Origin of the sequence: Curvibacter lanceolatus ATCC 14669 (assembly GCF_000381265.1) — a bacterium.
Taxonomy (GTDB): Bacteria; Pseudomonadota; Gammaproteobacteria; order Burkholderiales; family Burkholderiaceae_C; genus Curvibacter; species Curvibacter lanceolatus.
Genome location: NZ_KB906264.1, coordinates 173,980 through 194,083, shown reverse-complemented (window position 1 = coordinate 194,083; position 20,104 = coordinate 173,980). Strand labels below are relative to the sequence as shown.

Here is a 20,104-nt window from a genome sequence, read left to right as displayed (position 1 = left end):
GAGCTCTACCGCAGCGGCCGCATCGAACTCGAACTGGTTCCCCAGGGCAACCTGGCCGAGCGCTTGCGCGCCGCAGGCGCTGGCGTGGGCGCCTTCTTCACCCCCACCGGCTTCGGCACCGAACTGGCCCTAAACCCCGACGGCGGCCCCAAGGAGACCCGCATGATCCACGGCAAGCCCTATGTGCTGGAGTACCCCATCCATGGCGATGTGGCCCTCATCAAGGCCGAACGCGGGGACCGCTGGGGCAACCTCTGCTTCAGAAAGGCCGCGCGCAACTTCGGCCCCGTGATGGCCACCGCCGCCCAACGCACCGTGGCCACCGTGCACGAGATCGTCGAGCTGGGCCAGCTGGACCCCGAGGCCATCGTCACGCCCGGCATCTTCGTCTCGCACGTCGTGAAGATCGCGCGCACCGCCACCCAGGCCGGTGGCTTCAAAGCCGCCCTTTGAACCCGAGGACATCCCCCATGAGCCCCTACACACGACGCAGCAAAGACGAGCTCGCCCGCCGCGTGGCGCAAGACATCTTCGACGGTGCCTATGTCAACCTGGGCATCGGCCAGCCCACCCTGGTGGCCAACCACCTGCCCGCCGGCATCGAGGTGGTGCTGCACAGCGAGAACGGCATCCTGGGCATGGGCCCGGCACCCGCCACCGGCCAGGAGGACTATGACCTGATCAATGCCGGCAAACAGCCCGTGACCCTGCTGCCGGGTGGGGCCTACTTCCACCACGCCGACAGCTTTGCCATGATGCGCGGCGGCCACCTGGACATCTGCGTGCTCGGGGCCTTCCAGGTGTCGGCCAACGGCGACCTGGCCAACTGGAGCACCGGCGAGGCCGGCACCATTCCGGCCGTGGGCGGGGCCATGGACCTGGCCGTGGGCGCCAAGCAGACCTGGGTGATGATGGATTTGCTGACCAAGCAAGGGGCCAGCAAGATCGTGCCGACCTGTACTTATCCACTCACTGGCATCAGTTGCGTGAAGCGCGTATATACCGATCTGGCCACACTGGCTTGTACTCCCAACGGCCTGCAGGTGATTGATATCGTGCCTGGCTTGGAACATGCTGAGCTTGAACGATTGATCGGTCTGGCGCTGAGCCGATTCCCTTGACGGGTTCGGGTTTGATGGGCAGGCCGCTTCGGTTGTTCTCTGCGCCTGCACACCGCAATCTTGCATAGCATGAAGCGTGGTCTGCTTGCTCTGTTCAAGGTTGAGGAGGGAGATGTCGCCTTGGCTGTTGTGGCGGCGCCGGGGTGTATCCGCCTTCAATTCAGGTGAGAACTGTCTGCTCGCGGTCGGGGCAGACCTTCGTGGCAATTCGCTCGGTCCTCATGCAACTGAAGAGGCTCTCCTTGGCCAAGTTGTCCCACAACTCAAGGCATTCGCGTCAGGGAGACGAACGTGATCCAGCTTATTCATCGGGTGAGGAAGTCAACACTCATTTTCCCGTGCACTGTCGTATCCCTCTTCCTTGCTGATGGGGCCAAGCGGGGACGCACGCATGAAGCAACCGAGGGTTTACAAGGTATCGCCGTTACTGCGTAAGTTGCACACTTCGCAGAGCCAGTTTTAAAAATTTTGTCCGTACCCGCTCGCATGAGTCCCTATCAAAGTCTCTCATTTGAGGGCGCCCCCGGGCCAGGCGTCTTTGCGGATGCCATGCATAAGCTCTTTGCAGTCGATCTGGCGGTCGAGCAACAGGATTTTGCTGCCTTTCATTCGCAGATCACCGCCTACAGCGGCCGCCTTCTGCGGTTCGCCGCACTGCGCTTTTCTCCACACCTCACTCGGTCGCAGCAATTCCTGCGTCCTACCCGTTGGCTGGTAACTTTGCAGCGCGAGGGCGTCGCCTATGTCGCGCAGGGAGGACGTTCCTCTGAAATCCGCGCGGGTGATCTTTTCATGATCGATCCGGCCCGACCTTTTTCCATTGAGACCGAGCACATCTACACCCAATCGATGTATGTGGAGCCTGACTCTTTGCGCCGGCTTATCCCGGAAGCTGACAACCTGACAGCTACAGCCGTGTCCTGCAGCAGCGGTGCTGCTCACGTCTTGGCCAACTTCGTCGATGACCTGTTCGCCAGCGCAAGCACGCTTGATGAATTCCAGGCTGACCATCTGGCAAATGCATTGCCGTTTATGCTGGGGGCTGCGTTCAGCTCGACGGCTCGCCAGTTGGCGTCCACGCCCTCGCGCCTTAGAGCGCTTCACCGTCAGCGCGTATCGGATTACCTGCGTGACAATTTGCGAAACAGCGCGTTGGATGCCAATAGCGTGGCTCAAGCGGTCGGCCTGTCCACACGCTACTTGTATGAATTGTTTGCTGGCGACAAAGAGTCCTTAATGAAGCGTGTATGGTCTCAGCGACTCGAGCAGTGCCGGAACGACCTATCTTCACCTACGCTGGGAGCGCGCTCAATAGGCGAAATAGCCTATTCCTGGGGCTTCAACGACGTGGCTCATTTCAGTCGATCGTTCAAGCAACGCTATGGGGTCGCACCCCGAGAATTTCGCCGTGTAGCCACGCAGAAGCCTTGCGTTCCGGCCATGTCGGAATGAACCTCCCAAGTTGGGCAAGAATCCCTTCTTAAGGCGCTGTCCGACGGGATTTGCCTGATGGCTGCGAGTCGAATGCGAGCGTAGGCATAGGCGCAGACGGACAAATTCGGTACTGACATACCTGGGCCGTGTGTGCCTCCCCTGAATGTTGCGTCAATTTGGCGTCGCGTTGTTTATGGCAACCCTCGAGCTATCACGGTACTGATCGCGGTGCACCATGAATCGATGGTAGGAAATGCGCAAGTGCAATCGCATGACTTGTCGAGCCAACTCACCATCGCCAGCCTCTGCGGCCACCGTCACATCCTGTTGGTGGTGCAAGCTTTGCTCCAACTCGCTGCGAGTGGACAAATAAAATGATCTCACGATGATTGGCATGTCGATCATCGTCTCCAACATGGTTTGCAGCAGTGGAGCCGTACATGCATCGAACAAAGCTCGGTGAGCCGTGAAGCCCTCCGTTTTTACAGGGAGTATCCTGCGCCCTCTGGGGAGGGTTGGTCCGAGCGGCTGTTGGATGGCAATCTGCTTTCAGGTTCGTTCTTGTTTGATGACGGCACTCCATTCATGGTCGGTGAGGTGCTGAGTAATGCAGAAGATCACCCATCAGACCTTCTGGCTGAAATTCGAATGGTGAAGTCGGAGTGGGCGATTGAGCAGATTGAGCGCGCCGCGCGGTATGTCGATTGGGGTGTTCTGCAGGTCATGCGTGCCGCTTGGCACGGCGGCTCCGTGGCAGAAACATACGCCCCCACCCAGACCTTGATGCGAAAGATCATCCGAGAGGTACCAGACTGGGACGCACTGGCAACCAAGGTGATTGCAGCCGCATGGCCAGCACCGCTCAGTGCCGAACCTCACTCCATTCCGCGCATGGATGACCGCCTGGGTGCGGGACCCCATGTGGCGATGGTACTTACGCGCGTCAATGGGTACGCCGCGGAATGCGAACGCGCCTTCTTCACGATCGGCCCAACCACCGAGGAGCGCGAGGTGTTTGCGACCATGACACGTGCTCGGGAAATTGCGTTCCAGATGATCCAACCCGGTGTGGCCTGTCAGGACATCGACGCTTCAGTCAACGTGTTCTTGAACGCAGAGGGCTTTGGCGATTGGCGGACAAGGCTACATCGATGTGGGCATGGTTTCGGCCTGGGAAATCACGAACCTCCATGGATTGCAGTGGGTAGCCCGCATGTGCTCAGGAAGAACATGTTGATCTCAATCGAACCCGGGATCTACACTGCTGGCGTCGGTGGTTACCGGAATTCCGATACCGTCCTCTTGACCGAGGACGGCTACCGCTGTCTGACGCAAGCACCCATCGCCATTGACGCTTTGGTCATTGGAAAGACGACTGTTCGTCATCCGTTTGCCAGCTACCTAACAAAACGCGCATTGAGCTTGAATAAAAGAATCAAAGTTTGAGGTGGCACCTGACGAAATATCGAGTCCGCCCTCAAACGGAGTTTCTCCATGGAAAAACGGTGGTGCAGCGCATGCGGGGAGGCCTTCGAGCCCCGACCTCAAGCCCCACGGCAGTCGTATTGCGAAAAGTCCGACTGCCAAAAGTCGCGCAAACGCTTGTGGCAAAAGACCAAGCGCAAGACCGACCACGATTACCATGAGAATCAGGCTCAAGCGCAGTTGAACTGGCGCAAGGATCATCCTGATTACTGGCGTGAATACCGCGAAGCCCACCCAGACTACACCGCGAAGAACAGGCAAAAGCAGAGTCAGAGGAATGCGAGACGGCCGACACAGGGCAATCCGTTGATTGCAAACAGTGACGCGTCACCCACTGGCTTGCCTGTGACCGGACTCTTCAAGCTCGTAGCTATCACCCCAAACACATGGGGAGGACGCCAAGAGTGGCTTGTTCAGATGACTTTGATGTCCTGAACACAGCGCCGCAAGGTGATTGCAAAGAGAGGACTTCATCGCCAATACGGCGATGTGCTGGTAGCGTTACTCCGCCACTACCATTCTTGAACCTCTCATGTCAGGAGGTCGGAGACTTGGTAGCTCGATACCACAAGCGTGCTGAGGAGCTGCACTATGGAAACGGGCCCATTGCAATCGCCGCAAACCGGTCAACCGATGTTCCGAGCTGCGGAGTATGTCCGGATGTCAACCGAGCATCAGCAATACTCGACACACAACCAGGTCGCCCGCATTCGAGAGTACGCGCAACACCGTGGCATTGAGGTTGTGAAAACCTATGCGGACGAAGGCAAGAGCGGCCTTCGACTTGCCGGTAGGCTTGCCTTGCAACAACTCATCAAAGATGTGGAATCGGGTACCGTGGACTTCACCATGGTGCTCGTCTACGACGTTAGTCGCTGGGGGCGCTTTCAGGACGCCGATGAAAGCGCGTATTACGAGTACTTGTGCAAGCGCGCGGGCATTCAGGTGATCTATTGCGCCGAGCAGTTTGAGAACGATGGCTCCCCCATTTCCACCATCGTCAAAGGTGTCAAGCGAACCATGGCAGGTGAATACAGCCGGGAGCTCTCCACCAAGGTCTTTGCAGGTCAATGCCGGCTCATCGAGCTTGGTTATCGCCAGGGCGGCCCAGCTGGCTTCGGGCTACGCCGACTGTTGGTGGACCAGACAGGGGCGCACAAGGCAGAGCTGGCACGAGGCGAACACAAGAGCTTGCAGACAGACCGCGTCGTGCTCGTCCCAGGCCCGGCCGAGGAGGTGCAAGCCGTTCAAAGCATCTATCGATGGTTCGTCAACGACGGCCTATCTGAAGCAGCAATTGCGGCACGACTGAACAGCTCAGGGATTCTGAGCGATCTGGGGAGGGAGTGGAGCCGGGCAACAGTACACGAAATTCTGATTAACGAAAAATACATCGGCAGCAATGTCTACAACCGGGTGTCCTTCAAGCTGCACAAGCAAAGGATCGTCAACCCATCGGATATGTGGATTCGCAAAGAGGACGCCTTTCCCGCCATCGTGGCAAAGGAAGACTTCTACACCGCGCAGGGGATCATTCGGGCACGTTCACGTCGAATTTCCGATGAAGAGTTAATTGATCGGCTGCGGCATCTCTATAAGCATCGCCAGGCGCTATCGGGGCTGATCATCAACTCGACGGAGGGCATGCCTTCATCTTCCGTGTACACCCAACGCTTCGGTAGCTTGGTTCGTGCTTACCAGCTCGTTGGCTTCGTACCCTCCCGCGACTTCCAGTACATCGAAATTAACCGAGAGTTACGCCGCCTCCACCCTACCATCGTGCTTCAAACTGAGGAGAAGATGGCCGATCTGGGCGGCCATATCAAGCGAGATCCGGCCACCGACCTACTCTTCGTAAACGAGGAGTTCAGCGTCTCCATCGTTCTGGCGCGTTGCAGACAGCGCGAGTCGGGTCAACTCTTCTGGAAAATGCGATTCGACACTGGGTTAGCGCCAGACCTCACGGTTGCTGTTCGCCTTGCACCTGCAAATACCTCTGCACTGGACTACTACCTGTTGCCACGGCTCGATTTCGGTTGTCCCCGCATCAGCTTGGGTGAATGCAATCCAGTGGAGTTGGAGAACTATCGGTTTGACAACCTCGATTACCTTTATGGGATGGCGGCCCGTACGCGCCTGCGGAGAGCAGCATGACCCATGCGTTGACACTGCCAGAGTTGCGCATGATCCCGATGGACCGGATCGATGTTCTGAATCCGCGTGAACGCGATCAGCGAAAATTCAGTGCCATCGTAGAGAACATAAGTGCCATTGGTTTGAAAAAGCCCATCACCGTCACTCCCCGCCCAGGCGAGGACGGGGCAGAACGGTACACGCTAGTTTGCGGTGAAGGTCGTTTCAAAGCATTCCAGCGGTTGGGGCAGGCAAGAATCCCAGCACTCGTCGTCATTGTTTCTGATGAAGACGCGTTCGTTATGAGTCTTGCCGAAAATGTGGCCCGTCGTCGGCACCAGCCGCTGGAACTATTGAGGGGGATATCGCTGCTGAGGGACAAGGGCTATTCAATCAATAACATCGCGAGCAAGACCAACCTGCACGAAACCTACGTGCGGCACATCCTGGAGTTGGTCGACAAAGGAGAGGAGCGCCTACTGGCTGCTGTCGAACTGGGCAAAATGCCCATCACGATTGCCATTCTCATCGTTGGGGCGGGTGAAGACGATAAAGCCGTGCAGGTGGCGATGCAGGAGGCCTACGAGTCGGGAGAGCTCCGTGGTCAGCAGTTGATGTACGTGAGGAAACTGGTGGAACGCCGTCAGTTCCTTGGAAAATCTATTGCGCGAGCCCCTTCTAGCAAGACACCAAACGTCACATCCTCCAGCCTAGTCAGGGCGTACAAGACGGAGGTTGAGCGCCAACGCATCATGATCCGGAAATCGTCGCTGGTGCAGCAGCGGCTTTTTTTTGTCTACGGCGCCCTGAGGAAGATGCTAGCTGATGAGAACTTGGTCAACGTTCTTCGATTGGAAGGGCTGGACACGCTGCCCAAATATCTTGCTGAACGCGTTTCGCGTGGAGGAGGTGGTATATGACATCACCCACCATAGGATTTTTACCCAAACCTCTTCTGATCCAAATCACGAGCATCTTGCCGTCGGTCAAACTTGACCAACGGATAACGACAACGCACAAATACCGGCAGATCAAGGAATCGATAGCAGAGATCGGGCTCATAGAGCCTTTGATCGTGACTGCTGTGGACAAGAAGACGTCGCACCACCTCGTCCTGGATGGCCATCTCCGCTTGATGGCGATGAAGGAGCTAGGGCTCACGGAGACTCCATGTCTGGTCTCTACCGACGACGAGTCTTTCACCTACAACAACCAACTCAACCGCCTTTCGACGATTCAGGAACACCTCATGATCCGCCGAGCGCTCGACCGCGGCATCTCGACAGCCAAATTGGCCAAAGGGCTGAGCATCGACGTGAGTTTGCTCCAGAAGAAAGGCAATCTTCTGGCAGGAATCTGTGACGAGGTCATAGAAATCCTGAAGGACCGCCAGTTCTCGACAGAATTGACGGTTGTGTTGCGACGCATGAAGCCAACCCGCCAAGTCGAATGTGCTGAACTCATGATTGCTGCCAATACTGTCACTTCCAGCTATGCACGCGCGATGTTGGCCGCGACGCCTGAGGAGTTGTTGGTTGGAGGCAAAAAGACGCACCGTACTGCCGCTCTTTCGCGCGAACAGGTGGCACGAATGGAAAACGAGATGTCCAATCTGCTCGGCCAGTACAAGTTAGCCGAGCAGTCGCACAGCGAGGACATGCTCAACCTGATGTTGGCCCGCGGGTACATCGTCAAGCTGATCGACAACTCCCGAGTACTACGCTACATGCAGCGTCACTTCCCAGAGGTTCTGGAGGAATTCGGCAAGATCGTAGAGATGACAACCGTGGAGGGATGAGCTGGTGGAAACCAGCGTGCCTGGGCCGCTTGTCAGGAAAATGGATCAATCGTGAACTGGCAACAGGAGCTGCCGCTTTGCACGAATCTGCCGCCCCGGAGGGACCTGCTCCCTGACGCTCGTTGAATTCCATGGACCCAGTCCAGCAGCAAGCGCAGAGCAGGCCAGTGCCGTTCGTTGCTCAATCGCGACTGAACCTTTCAGAAGATCGCAGTAGTCATCGACAGCAAGCCCAAGCGCTTCTGCTGCAGCTGCATTGTCGAAGTTCATGATCTTTTGCCATGTACGCAGGTCATTGGCGGTCATACGACATTATGGCCTTTACTTTTTTCTCGCGCGTTTTGCTAAGCCCTTGGGCACCTCCAGGCTCAAATGCTTGGTAACCGGTACTGTTACGGCTATGACGTGGCAGTTCAGTGGGGCCATGTAGGCGTGGTTCAGCGTGACACTGTGTTGCACCTTGAACCGCATCGTGCCAGCTCAGAGTCCTGGCTCATGAATCCCTTTAGATCCTCCCGCGCGCGTCAGTTCAGGTCCAAGTTCATCCAGGGTTGGGTTGACCGTCCCTGTTTTCCCTTAGTGTCAATTGAGCTGTTGACCCGCTCGGCGTTGGTGTCCTATCGAGTGGGTGCTGCTCACTTCTTGCGGCAGTTCGTGTCAAAAATTCAGACTTAAATGACTACAAAAGCAAGAAGTTCAGACTTAGATGATTTCTAAATTCAGAGCTGATCATCCCACTGTTCTCTAAGTCGTTGATCCATCGTGATGGTCAGTTCAGATCTGAATGAGAATCGACAGTCACCGGCGACATGATGGACGCCGTGGCTGTTCTGTTGGGCCATGGCTCGATCGACAGCTTGCAGCGATAGGGGAACCATGCCCCGGCCACTGGGAGGCCATGTTGCTTGAAACAACATGACCCATGGGTACCATGGCACCCATTGAGTTTTTGATGCAAGGTGCGCACATGGCAGTCCCATTGCAAAAAATGACCCTGGCCCAGTTCATGGCGTGGGAGGAAAGCCAGGCAGATCGGCATGAGTTCCATCAGGGCGAGGTGTTTGCCCTGGTGGGCGGCACTGCGAGGCACAACCGGGTGATCCTGAACTTGGTCAGCCGGATCGCCGATCACCTGGATGGCACGGGAGGTCAGGTCTTCGCCGAGAGCATGAAAGTGCAGGTCGCAGACGGGGTCTTGTACCCCGATGTGCTCGTCACCTGCGGCAAGGCTGAAGCGGGAGATGAGCAGACCATCACCGACCCCACGCTCATCATGGAGGTCTTGTCCCCCAGCACCAAAGGGTACGACAAGCGCGAAAAATTCATCCTTTACCGCACCCTGAAATCTTTGCGTGAATACGCGTTGATTGATCCTGTCAAACGTGAGGTCGAAGTGTTTACCTTGACCGAAGGCGGCGGATGGATATTGAAGGATCAGACGGGGGCCGAGGTTCTGGGGCTGGAAAGCATTGATTGCAAGTTGCCCATGAGTACCGTCTTCAAGGGGGTGGAGGCTGTTGCACCCTGAGTGTTGCAAGGCCTCTCCCACTTCGGCCACGCCAGCGCTTTTTTCTCGGCTCGCGGTTCTGATTTCAGTCACGATGCTGCGGACCCTCGGGGTCGCCTCCAGAACCCCTCCACCACCCTTGCTCTAGCTCTTGCAGGGGGCGCCCCGCTCAAGCCCTGAGCATCAGCCCCCCCGCGATCCCACACAGGGCCAGCAGCGCCAGGCCAAACCCGAGCGCCGCAGCGGCCAGTCCGAACACACCCACGGCCAGGCCCGCCAGCACGGCGGGCACGCTGAAGGCCAGGTAGCTCAGCGAGAAAAAGCCGGCCATCAGGGCCCCGCGCTCTTCGGGCTGCGCCAGGCTCACCAGGCTGCGCACCGAGCCATTGAAGGCGGCCCCAAAACCCAGGCCGGCCACCACGGTGCCGCCAAACAAGGCCGCGCCGCTGGGCAGCACCATGCCGATCAGGGTGATGGCCAGCCCCAGGCCCAGGGCCAGGGTCCCGCCCAGCAAGGCGGTGTGCGCCGGCCGCTGGCGCACCAGCAGGATGGCCACGGCGCCGGTCAGCACCAGGCAGGTGATCAGCGCGCCCCCCACGATGGGTTGCTGGCTGCCGGTCACCAGGCGGGCCAGGCTGGGGCCCAGCGACAGGTAGAAGCCGCCCAGGGCCCATTGGGCGGTGTTGACCGGCAGGATGCGCAGCAGGGTCGGGCGCGCTTGCGCGGGCAGGGCGATCCGGGGCCACAGCGTGCGCCAGGGCATGTGCCGGCGCGTCACGGTTTCAGACAGGGCCAGTGCGGCCCCGGTCTGCAGGGCAAACAGCACCAGCAGGCACTCGAACACCAACTGGGTCGGTGCGGGCGCGAACTGCACCAGCACACTGCTGCCCAGGGAGCCCAGGGCCATGCCGACCATGGGCGCCACGCTGTTGAGCAAGGCACCGCGGTCGCGGTCCAGGTCGATCAAGGCGGCGCTCAGCGTGCTGGTGGCGATGCCGGTGGCCAGCCCTTGCAAGACGCGGGCGGCCAGCAGCCAGGGCACCGAGTCGGCGCACCAGAACAGCACGGTGGCGCCCATCTCCAGCACCAGGGCCCCGATCAGCACGCTGCGCCGACCACGGTAGTCCGACCAGCTGCCCAGGACCAGCAAGGCGCCCAGCAAGGCCACGGCGTAGCTGGCAAAGACCAGGGTCAGGGTCAGGGCCGAAAACCCCCAGGCCTCGCGGTACAGCGCGTACAGAGGCGAGGGGGCGCTGGAGGCGGCCAGAAAGCTCACGACGATGGAGGCCAGCAGCCACAAGGCGGCTCGGGGGCTCCAGTGGCGGGCTGCGGCGGGGGGATGGGGGAGGGCGGCCATGGCAGTCTTCTAAAGCAAATTTTTTGCGTTAAAGCATTAGAGCACTAACGCATATTTTTTGCTTTAGCATCGCGCCATGAACCCCAAAGCCGGTCTTCGCCCTGGTGGACGCAGTGCCCGTGTGCAAGCGGCCGTGCACCAGGCCGTGCGCGACCTGATCGCCGAACAAGGGCGCGCGGCGCTGACCGTGCCTCTGATCGCCGCGCGCGCCGGCGTCACCCCGTCCACCCTCTACCGCCGCTGGGGCGAACTGGCTGATCTGCTGGCCGATGTGGCGCTGGACCGCTGGCGTGCCGATGCCGAGCCGGCCCAGACGGGCAGCGTGCAGGGTGATCTGCTGGCCTGGGCCGAGCAGTACCTCGAAGAGATGAGTTCCGAGCCCGGTCGGGCCCTGATGCGGGATGTTCTGGCAGGCCAGTCGCGCACCGTGCCGGCCCCTCCCAGCCAGTGCGCGGCCTACCTGCAAGGCCAGCTGGACGTGATCCTGCAGCGCGGTAGGTCGTCGGGTCAGGTGCTGCCCACCGCTCAAGCCCTGATGGACAGCGTGGTGGCGCCCATCATCTTCCGGGGCCTGTTCGGCCCCGCGCCACCGAGCCTGGAGCAGTTGCAGACTTGGGTGCAGTCCTGCATGGACCAGGCTCAGCGATGAGCCGGGCCCGGCGCCCGCAGGGGTTGGGGCCTCGGCCCAGGCACTACCATTGCGCGATCCACGACGAACCGCCAGGCCCCCATGCGTCTCCATGTTGATGAAGAAATCACCTTTCGCAAGCTCGAGGTGCTGCTGGCGTTCATGGAAACCGGCAACCTCACGCGCGCGGCCGAGTTGCTCGACGTGAGCACGGTCAGCGTGCACCGTGCGCTGCATTCGCTGGAGGAGGGCCTGCGCTGCAGCCTGTTCCGCCTCGAAGGCCGCAACCTGCACCCCACCGAAGCCGCCTACGCCCTGGCCGAGGTGGCGCGCGATGTGCTGCGGCGCATGAACGAGGGCATCAACACCACCCGCAACGTGGCCGGCTACTCGGCCAGCCGCATCCGCATCGGCTCGCTCTACTCGCTCACCGTCAAGACCGTGCCCGAGGTGATCATCGCGCTCAAGGTGCGCCGGGCCGAGCTGATGGCCGAACTGGTGCTCGGCTCCAACGACGATCTGCAGCAGAAGCTGCGCGACGGTGCCATCGATGCCGCCTTGATGGCCCTGCCGCCGGCCTCCCCCGACATCGAGTCCGAGCCTTTGTTCGAAGACGAAATCTATTTCGCGGCCCCCGTGGGCTCGCGCTACGAAGCGCTGGACGAGGTGGACCTGAGCCTGTGTGCCGCCGAGCGCTTTGTCAGCCTGGGCGAGGGCTTTGCCACCTACAACGGCTTTCTGCAGTCGTTCAGCGTGGCCGGCTTCACGCCGAACGTGGTCATGCAGACCGGCGACATCTTCTCGCTCATGAACCTGGTCAGCGGCGGGCTGGGCTGCACGCTGCTGCCCGGCCGGGTGCGCGATGTGTTTCCTGACAAGGTGCGCTTCATTCCGCTGCAGCCCCGGTTCCTGATGCGCCAGACCATCGCGCTCAACTTCCTGCGCACCCGCGAGCGCGATCCCAACCTGCTCACCCTGCTGGCCGTCTGCCGCGGCGCCAAGGCCGCGCTGCGCTGAGCGCAGCGGGCCGATCCGCCCGGCTTGCCGACCCGCCCGGCCAGCGGCACCGACAGGGGCCAGCGGGCTCACGCCGCAACCGTTGCGCACCGTGAAAACGTTCGCTGCCCAGGTTAATTGATCCAGCCGGTCTGCCTTCCTACGATGCACGCCAAGGGATTCACCCTTGCACATCACAAAAACGGAGACAGACATGATCATCTACGGAACAGCGCTGCTGGCGGCCTGCCACTTGCTGGGCATCTTCATCGGTGACCTGCTCGGGCAACTGCTCGGGGTCAAGACCAATGTCGGCGGGGTGGGCATCGCCATGCTGCTGCTCATGGCGGCCCGGCTCTACATGCTTCAGAACAACAAGCTGCCCAAGCTCACCGAGCTCGGCGTCGAATACTGGGGCGCCATGTACATCCCGGTGGTGGTGGCCATGGCGGCGCAACAGGACATGGTCTCGGCGCTGCGTGGCGGCCCTGTCGCGCTGCTGTCGGCCGTGGCGGCGGTGGCCGTGTGTGCCGTGGTGATCACCCTGATCAACCGGGCCGAGGTGCTCAGCCCGCAGGCGCCCGACGCGGCCCAGCTGAACAACCCGCTCGTGGCCGCCGAGGAGTGACACCATGCTCGAAATTCTCGAAAAAGCAGCGCTTCACAATGGTCTGGTCACCGCCTTTGCCGTGGTCGGCCTGATCGTCCTGCTGGCCGGGCAGATCTCCAAGCACCTGACCTTCGGCCGGGTGCACGGCTCGGCCATCGCCATCGTCATCGGCCTGGCGCTGGCCTACTGGGGCGGCACCCAGACGGGCGGGCACAAGGGGCTGGCCGACCTGTCCTTGTTCGGTGGCATCGGCCTCATGGGCGGCGCCATGCTGCGCGACTTCGCCATCGTTGCCACGGCTTTTGAAGTGCAGCCGCTGGAGGCGCGCAAGGCCGGCCTGATCGGCGTGGTGGCCCTGCTGCTGGGCACCGTGCTGCCCTTCATCGTCGGGGCGGCCATCGCCTGGGGCTTTGGCTACTCGGATGCCGTGAGCATGACCACCATCGGCGCCGGCGCCGTGACCTACATCGTCGGCCCGGTCACCGGGGCCGCCATCGGCGCCAGCCCCGATGTGATGGCCCTGAGCATCGCCACCGGCCTCGTGAAAGCCATCCTCGTGATGGTCGGCACCCCCGTGGCGGCGCGCTTCCTGCGCCTCAAGACACCGCGCTCCGCCATGGTCTTCGGCGGTCTGGCGGGCACGGTCAGCGGCGTCTCCGCCGGGCTGGCTGCCACCGATCGCAAGCTGGTGCCCTATGGCGCGCTGGTCGCCACCTTTCACACCGGCCTGGGCTGCCTGCTGGGGCCCTCGCTGCTGTTTTTTGCCACCCAAGCCCTCGTGGGCTGAGCCATTGCCATGGAACAAAAGAACTGGAACACCCAACAAAGCAACCGCCGGGCGCGGCAGGTCCGGGCGGCCGAGGCCCTCGGCCCCCGGCTGCAGGGCAAGACCGTGGCGGCCCAGGCCATCGGCACCCTGCTGCATGCGGTCATCGAGCCCGGTGACCGGGTCTGCCTGGAGGGCAACAACCAGAAGCAGGCCGACTTTCTGGCCCGTGCGCTGACCCAGCTCGACCCGGCCCGGGTGCACGACCTGCACATGGTGCAGTCGGTGCTGGCCCTGCCCGAGCACCTGGACCTGTTCGAGAACGGCATTGCCTCGCGGCTCGATTTCTCCTTCTCGGGCCAGCAGGCCGCCCGCCTGGCCAAGATGGTGTCGGCGGGCCAGCTGCGCATCGGGGCCATCCACACCTACCTGGAGCTGTTTGCGCGCTACTTTGTCGACCTCACGCCGCGGGTCTCGCTGGTGTGTGCCCAGGCCGCCGATGCCCAGGGCAACCTCTACACCGGGCCCAACACCGAAGACACGCCCGCCATCGTCGAGGCCACCGCCTTTCGCAGCGGCATCGTGATCGCCCAGGTCAATGAGCTGGTCGATGCCGTGCCCCGGGTCGACATCCCGGGCGACTGGGTCGACTTCGTGGTGCTGGCCCCCAAGCCCAACTTCATCGAGCCGCTGTTCACCCGCGACCCGGCGCAGATCAGCGAGATCCAGGTGCTGATGGCCATGATGGCCATCAAGGGCCTGTATGCCGAATACGGGGTGCAGCGCCTCAACCACGGCATCGGCTTCGACACCGCGGCCATCGAGCTGCTGCTGCCCACCTATGGCGAGTCGCTGGGCCTCAAGGGCAAGATCTGCAGCCACTGGGCGCTGAACCCGCACCCGGCCCTGATCCCGGCCATCGAAGCGGGCTGGGTCAAGAGCGTGCACTCCTTCGGCTCCGAGCTGGGCATGGAGGACTACATCCGCGCCCGCTCCGATGTGTTCTTCACCGGGCCGGACGGCAGCATGCGCAGCAACCGGGCCTTCAGCCAGGCGGCGGGCCACTATGCCTGCGACATGTTCATCGGCAGCACGCTGCAGATCGACCTCAACGGCCACAGCTCCACCGCCACCCTGGGCCGCATCTCGGGCTTTGGCGGGGCCCCCAACATGGGCGCCGACGCCCGGGGCCGCCGCCATGTGTCGCCGGCCTGGCTCAAGGCCGGTGCCCAGGCCCGCCAGGGGCGCGGCGGCGTGGCCGCCATGCCGCGTGGCCAGAAGCTGGTGGTGCAGATCGTCGAGACCTTTCGCGAACACATGCAGCCGGCCTTCGTGGAAAAGCTCGACGCCTGGCAACTGGCCGAACAGGCCGGCATGGAGATCCCGCCGGTGATGATCTATGGCGACGACGTGACCCACATCCTCACCGAAGAAGGCATTGCCAACCTGTTGCTGTGCCGCAGCGACGAGGAGCGCGAGCAGGCCATCCGCGGCGTGGCCGGCTACACCCCCATCGGCCTGGGGCGCGATCGTCGCATGGTCGAGAACCTGCGCGACCGCGGCGTGATCCGCCGCGCCCAAGACCTGGGCATCGACCAGCGCGATGCCACCCGCAACCTGCTGGCGGCGCGCTCCATGCGCGACCTGGTGCGGGCCTCGGGTGGCCTCTACCAGCCGCCCAAGCGCTTCCGCAACTGGTGATGCGCAATCTACGGCGAAACCCACAGCGAACAAGGCCAACACCATGAGCATTCCCCACGGGCTTGAAACCCTCCATTTCTCATTCACCGGCACCCAGCCGGCCGGCCGCTTTGCGCCGGTGCTGGTCGGCGTGGTCGGCTCGGGCAACCTCGAAGTGCTGATCGAGCCGCTTGCCGACAGCGGCGCGGTCAGCGAGTGCCGCCTTGAGGTCAGCACCTCGGCCCGCGGCTTCGCCCCGATCTGGCGTGCCGTGGCCGAAGACTTCCATGCCCGCCACCCCCTGGGCGGCGTGCTCATTTCCATCAACGACATGGGGGCCACGCCCGCCGTGGTCAACCTGCGGCTGGACCAGGCCGTGGCCCAGATGCGGAGCGCCCAGCCATGAGCCTTGCCAACCCCCTGCAGGCGAGCTTCGCCGAATCCACTGCGCGCGAGCGCGTGCTGCAACTGCTGGACGCGGGCTCCTTCACCGAGATCCTCGGCCCCTCGGCCCGCGTCATGAGCCCGCACCTGAGCCAGCTCGGCGTGCCCTCGTCCTTTGACGACGGCGTGGTCGTGGGCGAGGGCCGGCTGGGCGGCCAGCCCGTGCTCGTGGCCGCCCAGGAGGGCGAATTCATGGGCGGGGGCGTGGGCGAGGTGCATGGCGCCAAGCTCGTGGGCCTGTTCCAGCGCGCGCTGCGCCAGCGGCCGGCCGCCGTGCTGGTGCTGGCCGAATCGGGCGGCGTGCGCCTGCACGAGGCCAATGCCGGGCTGATCGCGGTGTCCGAGGTCATGCGGGCCCTGCTGGCCACGCGGGCGGCGGGCATCCCCACGCTGATGCTGATCGGGGGCGCCAATGGCTGCTTTGGGGGCATGGGCCTGGTGGCCCGCTGCGCCGACCACGTGGTCATGAGCGACGCGGCGCGCCTGTCCATGTCGGGCCCCGAGGTGATTGAATCCTCGCACGGCGTCGAAGAGTTTGATGCCAAGGACCGGGCCCTGGTGTGGCGCACCACCGGGGGCAAACACCGCTACCTGATGGGCGACTGCGACGTGCTGGTGGACGATCAACTGGGCGCCTTCCGCGAGGCTGCGCTGCAGCTGTTGGGCCAGGCCCGCCCCCTGACCCTGGAGGCCTTGGAGCAGGAGCACGCCTTGCTGGCCGCACGGCTGGCCGACCATGGCGACTGTGCCGACGCGGTGGACATCTGGCGCCACCTGGGCATCCCCGACGCGCCGTCGGTGGTCAACCTCGATGCGGCCGATGTGCGCTTGCTCAAACACGCTGTCCAAGAAGGAGCCCAGCCATGATCTGGACCGATTTGCTTCCAGGCCTGTTCGGTGAACACCATCAGGTCAGCCGCGAAGGCGAACTGCTGCGCGGCACCGCCCAGCTCGATGGCCGGACCCTGGCCGTGGTGGGCACCACCGACCACGCCGCCATCGGCATCGAGCTGGCCCTGGCCCAGGCCCGTGCGGTGCTCGACACGGTGCGCGACCACCCCGGCCGCCCCATCCTGCTGCTGGTCGACACCCAAGGCCAGCGCCTGCGCCGGCGCGACGAGCTGTTGGGCATCAACCGCTACATGGCCCACCTGGGCCTGTGCATCGAACTGGCCCGCCAGCGCGGCCACCGCGTGATCGGCCTGGTGTACGACCAGGCGCTGTCGGGCGGCTTCATCACCTCGGGCCTGATTGCCGACGCCTGCTACGCCCTGCCGGAGGCCGAGATCCGCGTCATGCGCCTGCCCGCCATGGCCCGGGTGACCAAGATCGACGAAGCCCGCCTGGCCGCACTCGCCGAGTCCAACCCGGTGTTCGCCCCGGGGGTGGAGAACTATGTGGCCATGGGCGGCGTGCGGGCCTTGTGGCGCGGCGATCTGGCGGCCCAGCTGCGCGAGGCACTGGCCCAGGCCCCCATCACCGATGAGCGCGCCCGCGATGGGGCCGAGCGCGGTGGCCGCCGGCTGGCGGCCGAGGTGGCCCAGCGTGTGGCTCAGCATCCTGCCCAGGCCTGACCCCCCCGAGGAGCCGGTCATGCTGCAACTCGAACGCAACAGCCTGGTCTGGCCCACGCCCGAGGGCTGGGCCACGCTGCACGCTCAGGCCTTGCCAGACCCCGTGGCCCAGGCCGTCGTCCGGCACTGGCACGCGCAGCGCCTGCCCCTGGTGGTGAGCCGGCAGCCCTGTGTCCCCTTGCAGGATGCCGTCACCCTGGGCCTGCCCGCACCCGCCCAATGGGAGCGCCGCCGCCTGGCATTTGCGCTGCCCCTGAGCCAGCTCGCCTACAGCGGCCGCTTTCCCAGGCTGTCGGAGGCCACCGTGCGGCAACGCTGGCGGCGCCGCGCGCAGGCCCTGGATTTGGCGCTGGGCGAGCTGTTGGGCCACGCCGTGGGCGCGGTGCAGGTCTATGGCTCCTTCGGCTGGCAATGCCTGACCGGCCTGCGCTATGTGCGCGAGGAATCCGACCTGGACCTCCGCCTGGCGGTGCCCGATCTGTCGGCCGCGCAAGCGGTGGTCCGCTTGCTGGCCAGCCAAAGCCTGCCCTGCCGCATCGATGGCGAGCTGGTGTTTCCCGGGGGCTGCGCGGTGGCCTGGCGCGAAATGGCCCAGCTGCTGCAAGGGCAGGTGCCCCAGGTGCTGGCCAAACGGCTCGATGGCATCGCCCTGATCGGTCTCGACGCGCTGCAGCCCAGGGCTGAAGCCTTGCCGGCCTGACGCCATGCCCTCGACCTGCCAGCCCCCCCAGTCCATCGAGGCGGCCGCGTTTCGCCTGGCCCGGGAAGCCGTGCGCGCCCTCTACGCCGAGCTGGTGCTCGAGCCCAAGCCCGGCCTGGTCTCGCTGCGCGACACCGGCAGCCACCGCGACATGGACGCGAGCCATTTCGTGCGCAGCCTGTTTGCCTTGCGCCACTATTTCGCTCACATGGTGCGCGCTGGTGCCCGCCAGGCGGCCTTCGATGATCTGCAAGCCCTGGGCCTGCAGGCCGAGGCCCGCATGCTGCGCGCCACCGGGGGCGTCAACACCCACCGCGGCGCGGTGTTCTGCCTGGGCCTGTTGTGCGCCAGCGCGGGCTGGCGGGTGGCCCAGGGCCAGCCCCTGAACGCCGAGGGCCTGCGTGCCACCCTGCGCCGCTGCTGGGGCCCGGCCTTGAGCGAGCGCGCCGCCCAGGTGCGCCGCCGCCCCCCAGCCTCGAACGGCCAGCGCGCCGCCCGCGCACACGGGCTGCGCAGCGCGGGCGACGAGGCCGCGCTGGGCTTTCCGGTGCTGTTCGAGCACAGCCTGCCGGCGCTGCGACAAGCCCGCCGTGCGGGCTGGCCCGACCGCCGGGCCCGGGTGCAGGCCTTGTTCGCCACCCTGGCGGTGCTGGACGACACCAACCTGGTTCACCGCGGGGGTATCGAGGGCCTGCACTTCGCGCGCCAACAGGCCCGCGGCTTTCTGAACCAAGGCGGCGCCCAGGGGGCCGATTGGCCCGAGCGTGCGCGGGCCATCCACGCCCAGTTCGTGGCGCGCCGCCTCTCCCCCGGCGGCGCGGCCGACCTGCTGGGCGCGGCCTGCTGGCTGGATGCCGTGACAGCCCGCCCGCTGGGCGAGCCTATGCCTTCCCCGGTGCTGGAAGCCGGGTCATGAGCTACGCCGTTCTGTTTCCGGGCCAGGGCAGCCAGCACGCTGACATGCTGCCCTGGCTGGAGGCCGAGGCCCGGGTCGAGGTCAGCGTGGCCGCACCGCTGCAGGCCATGGCCCAGCACCTGGGCGCCGATTGGCGGGCCCGGCTGGGTGATCCCGAAGAACTGTCGCGCAACCGCTTTGCGCAGGTGCTGATCACCGGGGTCTCACTGGCTGCCTGGGGGGCGGTGTCGGCCCACCTGGCCGAGGGGCCGGCCATCGTGGCCGGCTACAGCGTCGGCGAACTGGCGGCCGTGGCCTGTGCCGGCGCTTTCGACCCGGCCGTCGCCGTGGCCCTGGCCGCGCAACGGGCCCAGGCCATGGACGCCGCCGCCGGCAGCGTGCCCGGCGGGCTGCTGTCGGTGTCGGGCCTGCACCAGGACAGCATTGCCCGCCAACTGGCGGGCTGGCCCCTCGAGGTCGCCATCCGCATCGGCCCGGACCACCTCATCCTGGCCGGCAGCGTGGCGCTGCTGCAGCAGGCCGAGGCCTTGCTGGCGGCCGCAGGGGTGCACTGCAAGCCCCTGCCCATCCGCATCGCCTCGCATTCATCGGCCCTGCGTGCGGCCGCCGAGGCCTTTGCCCACACCCTGGCCGGCATCACCTGGCAGCCCCTGCGCTGCGCGGTGGCCGCCAATGCCACCGGCAGTGCCCTGCGCCGGGTCGAGCAGATGCGGCCCGCCCTGAGCCAGCAGATCGACCACACGGTGCAGTGGTCCGCCTGCCTGGAAACCCTGGCCGAGCGCCAGGTCGATCGCGTGATCGAGATCGGCCCCGGCCGCGCGCTGAGCGCCATGTGGTCGCGTCAGTTTCCGGCCATTCCGGTGCGTGCGCTGGAGGATTTCCGCTCGCCTCAAAGCGCTGCCGCCTGGTTGATCGCCTGACGCCGCCGGTAGGGGGCCGGTGGCTGGTTGGCCCG

Annotated in this window: 22 protein-coding genes and 1 pseudogene; 20 read left to right on the top strand and 3 right to left on the bottom strand. The window is 64.0% G+C overall.

Annotated features, from left to right (window positions below):
• From F624_RS0120420 to F624_RS0120410, 3 genes are all read left to right on the top strand, one after another.
• Nucleotides 1-453, top strand: a 453-nt coding sequence (locus F624_RS0120420) for a 3-oxoacid CoA-transferase subunit A (RefSeq protein WP_019576209.1), incomplete at its 5' end; no start/stop codon positions are given.
• 17 nt (nucleotides 454-470) lie between these two features.
• A complete protein-coding gene (locus F624_RS0120415) occupies nucleotides 471-1,121 on the top strand; it encodes a 3-oxoacid CoA-transferase subunit B (RefSeq protein WP_019576208.1) in 651 nt (216 codons plus the stop codon).
• Between the two features lie 549 nt (nucleotides 1,122-1,670).
• A complete protein-coding gene (locus tag F624_RS0120410; protein WP_019576206.1) occupies nucleotides 1,671-2,573 on the top strand; it encodes a helix-turn-helix domain-containing protein in 903 nt (300 codons plus the stop codon).
• A 153-nt stretch (nucleotides 2,574-2,726) separates the two neighbouring features.
• On the opposite strand, the pseudogene F624_RS0120405 reads toward F624_RS0120410, so the two are convergent.
• A pseudogene (locus tag F624_RS0120405) lies at nucleotides 2,727-3,017 on the bottom strand (FCD domain-containing protein); the annotation flags it as partial.
• Nucleotides 3,018-3,086: 69 nt separating this feature from the next.
• On the opposite strand from F624_RS0120405, the gene F624_RS33560 reads away from it, so the two are divergent.
• From F624_RS33560 to F624_RS0120385, 5 genes are all read left to right on the top strand, one after another.
• Nucleotides 3,087-4,001 (top strand): M24 family metallopeptidase, encoded by a 915-nt coding sequence (locus F624_RS33560; RefSeq protein WP_157443540.1) that lies wholly within the window; start codon nucleotides 3,087-3,089, stop codon nucleotides 3,999-4,001.
• 48 nt (nucleotides 4,002-4,049) lie between these two features.
• Nucleotides 4,050-4,475 (top strand): hypothetical protein, encoded by a 426-nt coding sequence (locus tag F624_RS34925; protein WP_157443539.1) that lies wholly within the window; start codon nucleotides 4,050-4,052, stop codon nucleotides 4,473-4,475.
• A gap of 198 nt (nucleotides 4,476-4,673) precedes the next feature.
• Nucleotides 4,674-6,194 (top strand): recombinase family protein, encoded by a 1,521-nt coding sequence (locus F624_RS0120395; RefSeq protein ID WP_019576203.1) that lies wholly within the window; start codon nucleotides 4,674-4,676, stop codon nucleotides 6,192-6,194.
• Nucleotides 6,191-7,093 (top strand): plasmid partitioning protein RepB C-terminal domain-containing protein, encoded by a 903-nt coding sequence (locus F624_RS0120390; RefSeq protein WP_019576202.1) that lies wholly within the window; start codon nucleotides 6,191-6,193, stop codon nucleotides 7,091-7,093. Before F624_RS0120395 ends, F624_RS0120390 begins: the two co-directional genes overlap by 4 nt.
• Nucleotides 7,090-7,971: a plasmid partitioning protein RepB C-terminal domain-containing protein gene (locus F624_RS0120385; protein WP_019576201.1), complete on the top strand. Its 882-nt coding sequence runs from the start codon at nucleotides 7,090-7,092 to the stop codon at nucleotides 7,969-7,971. The genes F624_RS0120390 and F624_RS0120385 overlap by 4 nt, the downstream gene beginning before the upstream one ends.
• A 45-nt stretch (nucleotides 7,972-8,016) precedes the next feature.
• Here F624_RS0120385 and F624_RS34920 read toward each other — a convergent pair whose 3' ends face one another.
• Entirely contained in the window at nucleotides 8,017-8,277 is a 261-nt protein-coding gene (locus tag F624_RS34920) for a hypothetical protein (RefSeq protein ID WP_157443537.1), read from the bottom strand.
• Nucleotides 8,278-8,902: 625 nt separating this feature from the next.
• Here F624_RS34920 and F624_RS0120380 point away from each other — a divergent pair.
• Nucleotides 8,903-9,499, top strand: coding sequence for a Uma2 family endonuclease (locus F624_RS0120380; protein WP_245573689.1), 597 nt, complete (start codon nucleotides 8,903-8,905; stop codon nucleotides 9,497-9,499).
• A 148-nt stretch (nucleotides 9,500-9,647) separates the two neighbouring features.
• On the opposite strand, the gene F624_RS0120375 is transcribed toward F624_RS0120380, so the two are convergent.
• The gene (locus F624_RS0120375) at nucleotides 9,648-10,835 is read right to left on the bottom strand and encodes an MFS transporter (RefSeq protein WP_019576199.1); all 1,188 of its coding nucleotides are present in this window, start codon (nucleotides 10,833-10,835) and stop codon (nucleotides 9,648-9,650) included.
• 76 nt (nucleotides 10,836-10,911) lie between these two features.
• Here F624_RS0120375 and F624_RS0120370 point away from each other — a divergent pair, with 76 nt between their 5' ends.
• The 11 genes from F624_RS0120370 (at nucleotide 10,912) to F624_RS0120320 (ending at nucleotide 20,069) form a co-directional block, all read left to right on the top strand.
• Nucleotides 10,912-11,484 (top strand): TetR/AcrR family transcriptional regulator, encoded by a 573-nt coding sequence (locus F624_RS0120370; protein WP_019576198.1) that lies wholly within the window; start codon nucleotides 10,912-10,914, stop codon nucleotides 11,482-11,484.
• Nucleotides 11,485-11,565: 81 nt separating this feature from the next.
• Entirely contained in the window at nucleotides 11,566-12,480 is a 915-nt protein-coding gene (locus F624_RS0120365) for a LysR substrate-binding domain-containing protein (protein ID WP_019576197.1), read from the top strand.
• Nucleotides 12,481-12,673: 193 nt separating this feature from the next.
• Nucleotides 12,674-13,087 carry a malonate transporter subunit MadL gene (madL, locus tag F624_RS0120360; protein ID WP_019576196.1) on the top strand — a complete coding sequence of 138 codons (414 nt, stop codon included), beginning with the start codon at nucleotides 12,674-12,676 and terminating at the stop codon, nucleotides 13,085-13,087.
• Nucleotides 13,088-13,091: 4 nt separating this feature from the next.
• On the top strand, nucleotides 13,092-13,856 hold the full coding sequence (madM, locus tag F624_RS0120355) for a malonate transporter subunit MadM (RefSeq protein WP_019576195.1): 765 nt from the start codon (nucleotides 13,092-13,094) through the stop codon (nucleotides 13,854-13,856).
• A gap of 9 nt (nucleotides 13,857-13,865) precedes the next feature.
• Nucleotides 13,866-15,536, top strand: a complete 1,671-nt coding sequence (mdcA, locus tag F624_RS0120350; protein ID WP_019576194.1) for a malonate decarboxylase subunit alpha — start codon at nucleotides 13,866-13,868, stop codon at nucleotides 15,534-15,536.
• 43 nt (nucleotides 15,537-15,579) lie between these two features.
• Nucleotides 15,580-15,921 carry a malonate decarboxylase acyl carrier protein gene (mdcC, locus tag F624_RS0120345; RefSeq protein ID WP_019576193.1) on the top strand — a complete coding sequence of 114 codons (342 nt, stop codon included), beginning with the start codon at nucleotides 15,580-15,582 and terminating at the stop codon, nucleotides 15,919-15,921.
• Entirely contained in the window at nucleotides 15,918-16,826 is a 909-nt protein-coding gene (locus F624_RS0120340) for a biotin-independent malonate decarboxylase subunit beta (protein WP_019576192.1), read from the top strand. Before mdcC ends, F624_RS0120340 begins: the two co-directional genes overlap by 4 nt.
• A complete protein-coding gene (mdcE, locus tag F624_RS0120335; protein ID WP_019576191.1) occupies nucleotides 16,823-17,533 on the top strand; it encodes a biotin-independent malonate decarboxylase subunit gamma in 711 nt (236 codons plus the stop codon). The genes F624_RS0120340 and mdcE overlap by 4 nt, the downstream gene beginning before the upstream one ends.
• A 19-nt stretch (nucleotides 17,534-17,552) precedes the next feature.
• On the top strand, nucleotides 17,553-18,233 hold the full coding sequence (mdcG, locus tag F624_RS32695) for a malonate decarboxylase holo-[acyl-carrier-protein] synthase (protein ID WP_019576190.1): 681 nt from the start codon (nucleotides 17,553-17,555) through the stop codon (nucleotides 18,231-18,233).
• A gap of 4 nt (nucleotides 18,234-18,237) precedes the next feature.
• Nucleotides 18,238-19,149: a triphosphoribosyl-dephospho-CoA synthase MdcB gene (mdcB, locus tag F624_RS0120325; RefSeq protein ID WP_019576189.1), complete on the top strand. Its 912-nt coding sequence runs from the start codon at nucleotides 18,238-18,240 to the stop codon at nucleotides 19,147-19,149.
• Nucleotides 19,146-20,069: an ACP S-malonyltransferase gene (locus tag F624_RS0120320; protein WP_019576188.1), complete on the top strand. Its 924-nt coding sequence runs from the start codon at nucleotides 19,146-19,148 to the stop codon at nucleotides 20,067-20,069. Before mdcB ends, F624_RS0120320 begins: the two co-directional genes overlap by 4 nt.
• The last annotated feature ends 35 nt before the right edge of the window (nucleotides 20,070-20,104 follow it).

Coding starts and splice junctions, on each gene's coding strand:
- F624_RS0120415 (WP_019576208.1), top strand. CDS start 471: ATGAGCCCCTACACACGACGCAGCAAAGACGAGCTCGCCCGCCGCGTG.
- F624_RS0120410 (WP_019576206.1), top strand. CDS start 1,671: ATGCATAAGCTCTTTGCAGTCGATCTGGCGGTCGAGCAACAGGATTTT.
- F624_RS34925 (WP_157443539.1), top strand. CDS start 4,050: ATGGAAAAACGGTGGTGCAGCGCATGCGGGGAGGCCTTCGAGCCCCGA.
- F624_RS0120395 (WP_019576203.1), top strand. CDS start 4,674: ATGTTCCGAGCTGCGGAGTATGTCCGGATGTCAACCGAGCATCAGCAA.
- F624_RS0120390 (WP_019576202.1), top strand. CDS start 6,191: ATGACCCATGCGTTGACACTGCCAGAGTTGCGCATGATCCCGATGGAC.
- F624_RS0120385 (WP_019576201.1), top strand. CDS start 7,090: ATGACATCACCCACCATAGGATTTTTACCCAAACCTCTTCTGATCCAA.
- F624_RS34920 (WP_157443537.1), bottom strand. CDS start 8,277: ATGACCGCCAATGACCTGCGTACATGGCAAAAGATCATGAACTTCGAC.
- F624_RS0120380 (WP_245573689.1), top strand. CDS start 8,903: ATGGCACCCATTGAGTTTTTGATGCAAGGTGCGCACATGGCAGTCCCA.
- F624_RS0120375 (WP_019576199.1), bottom strand. CDS start 10,835: ATGGCCGCCCTCCCCCATCCCCCCGCCGCAGCCCGCCACTGGAGCCCC.
- F624_RS0120370 (WP_019576198.1), top strand. CDS start 10,912: ATGAACCCCAAAGCCGGTCTTCGCCCTGGTGGACGCAGTGCCCGTGTG.
- F624_RS0120365 (WP_019576197.1), top strand. CDS start 11,566: ATGCGTCTCCATGTTGATGAAGAAATCACCTTTCGCAAGCTCGAGGTG.
- madL (WP_019576196.1), top strand. CDS start 12,674: ATGATCATCTACGGAACAGCGCTGCTGGCGGCCTGCCACTTGCTGGGC.
- madM (WP_019576195.1), top strand. CDS start 13,092: ATGCTCGAAATTCTCGAAAAAGCAGCGCTTCACAATGGTCTGGTCACC.
- mdcA (WP_019576194.1), top strand. CDS start 13,866: ATGGAACAAAAGAACTGGAACACCCAACAAAGCAACCGCCGGGCGCGG.
- mdcC (WP_019576193.1), top strand. CDS start 15,580: ATGAGCATTCCCCACGGGCTTGAAACCCTCCATTTCTCATTCACCGGC.
- F624_RS0120340 (WP_019576192.1), top strand. CDS start 15,918: ATGAGCCTTGCCAACCCCCTGCAGGCGAGCTTCGCCGAATCCACTGCG.
- mdcE (WP_019576191.1), top strand. CDS start 16,823: ATGATCTGGACCGATTTGCTTCCAGGCCTGTTCGGTGAACACCATCAG.
- mdcG (WP_019576190.1), top strand. CDS start 17,553: ATGCTGCAACTCGAACGCAACAGCCTGGTCTGGCCCACGCCCGAGGGC.
- mdcB (WP_019576189.1), top strand. CDS start 18,238: ATGCCCTCGACCTGCCAGCCCCCCCAGTCCATCGAGGCGGCCGCGTTT.
- F624_RS0120320 (WP_019576188.1), top strand. CDS start 19,146: ATGAGCTACGCCGTTCTGTTTCCGGGCCAGGGCAGCCAGCACGCTGAC.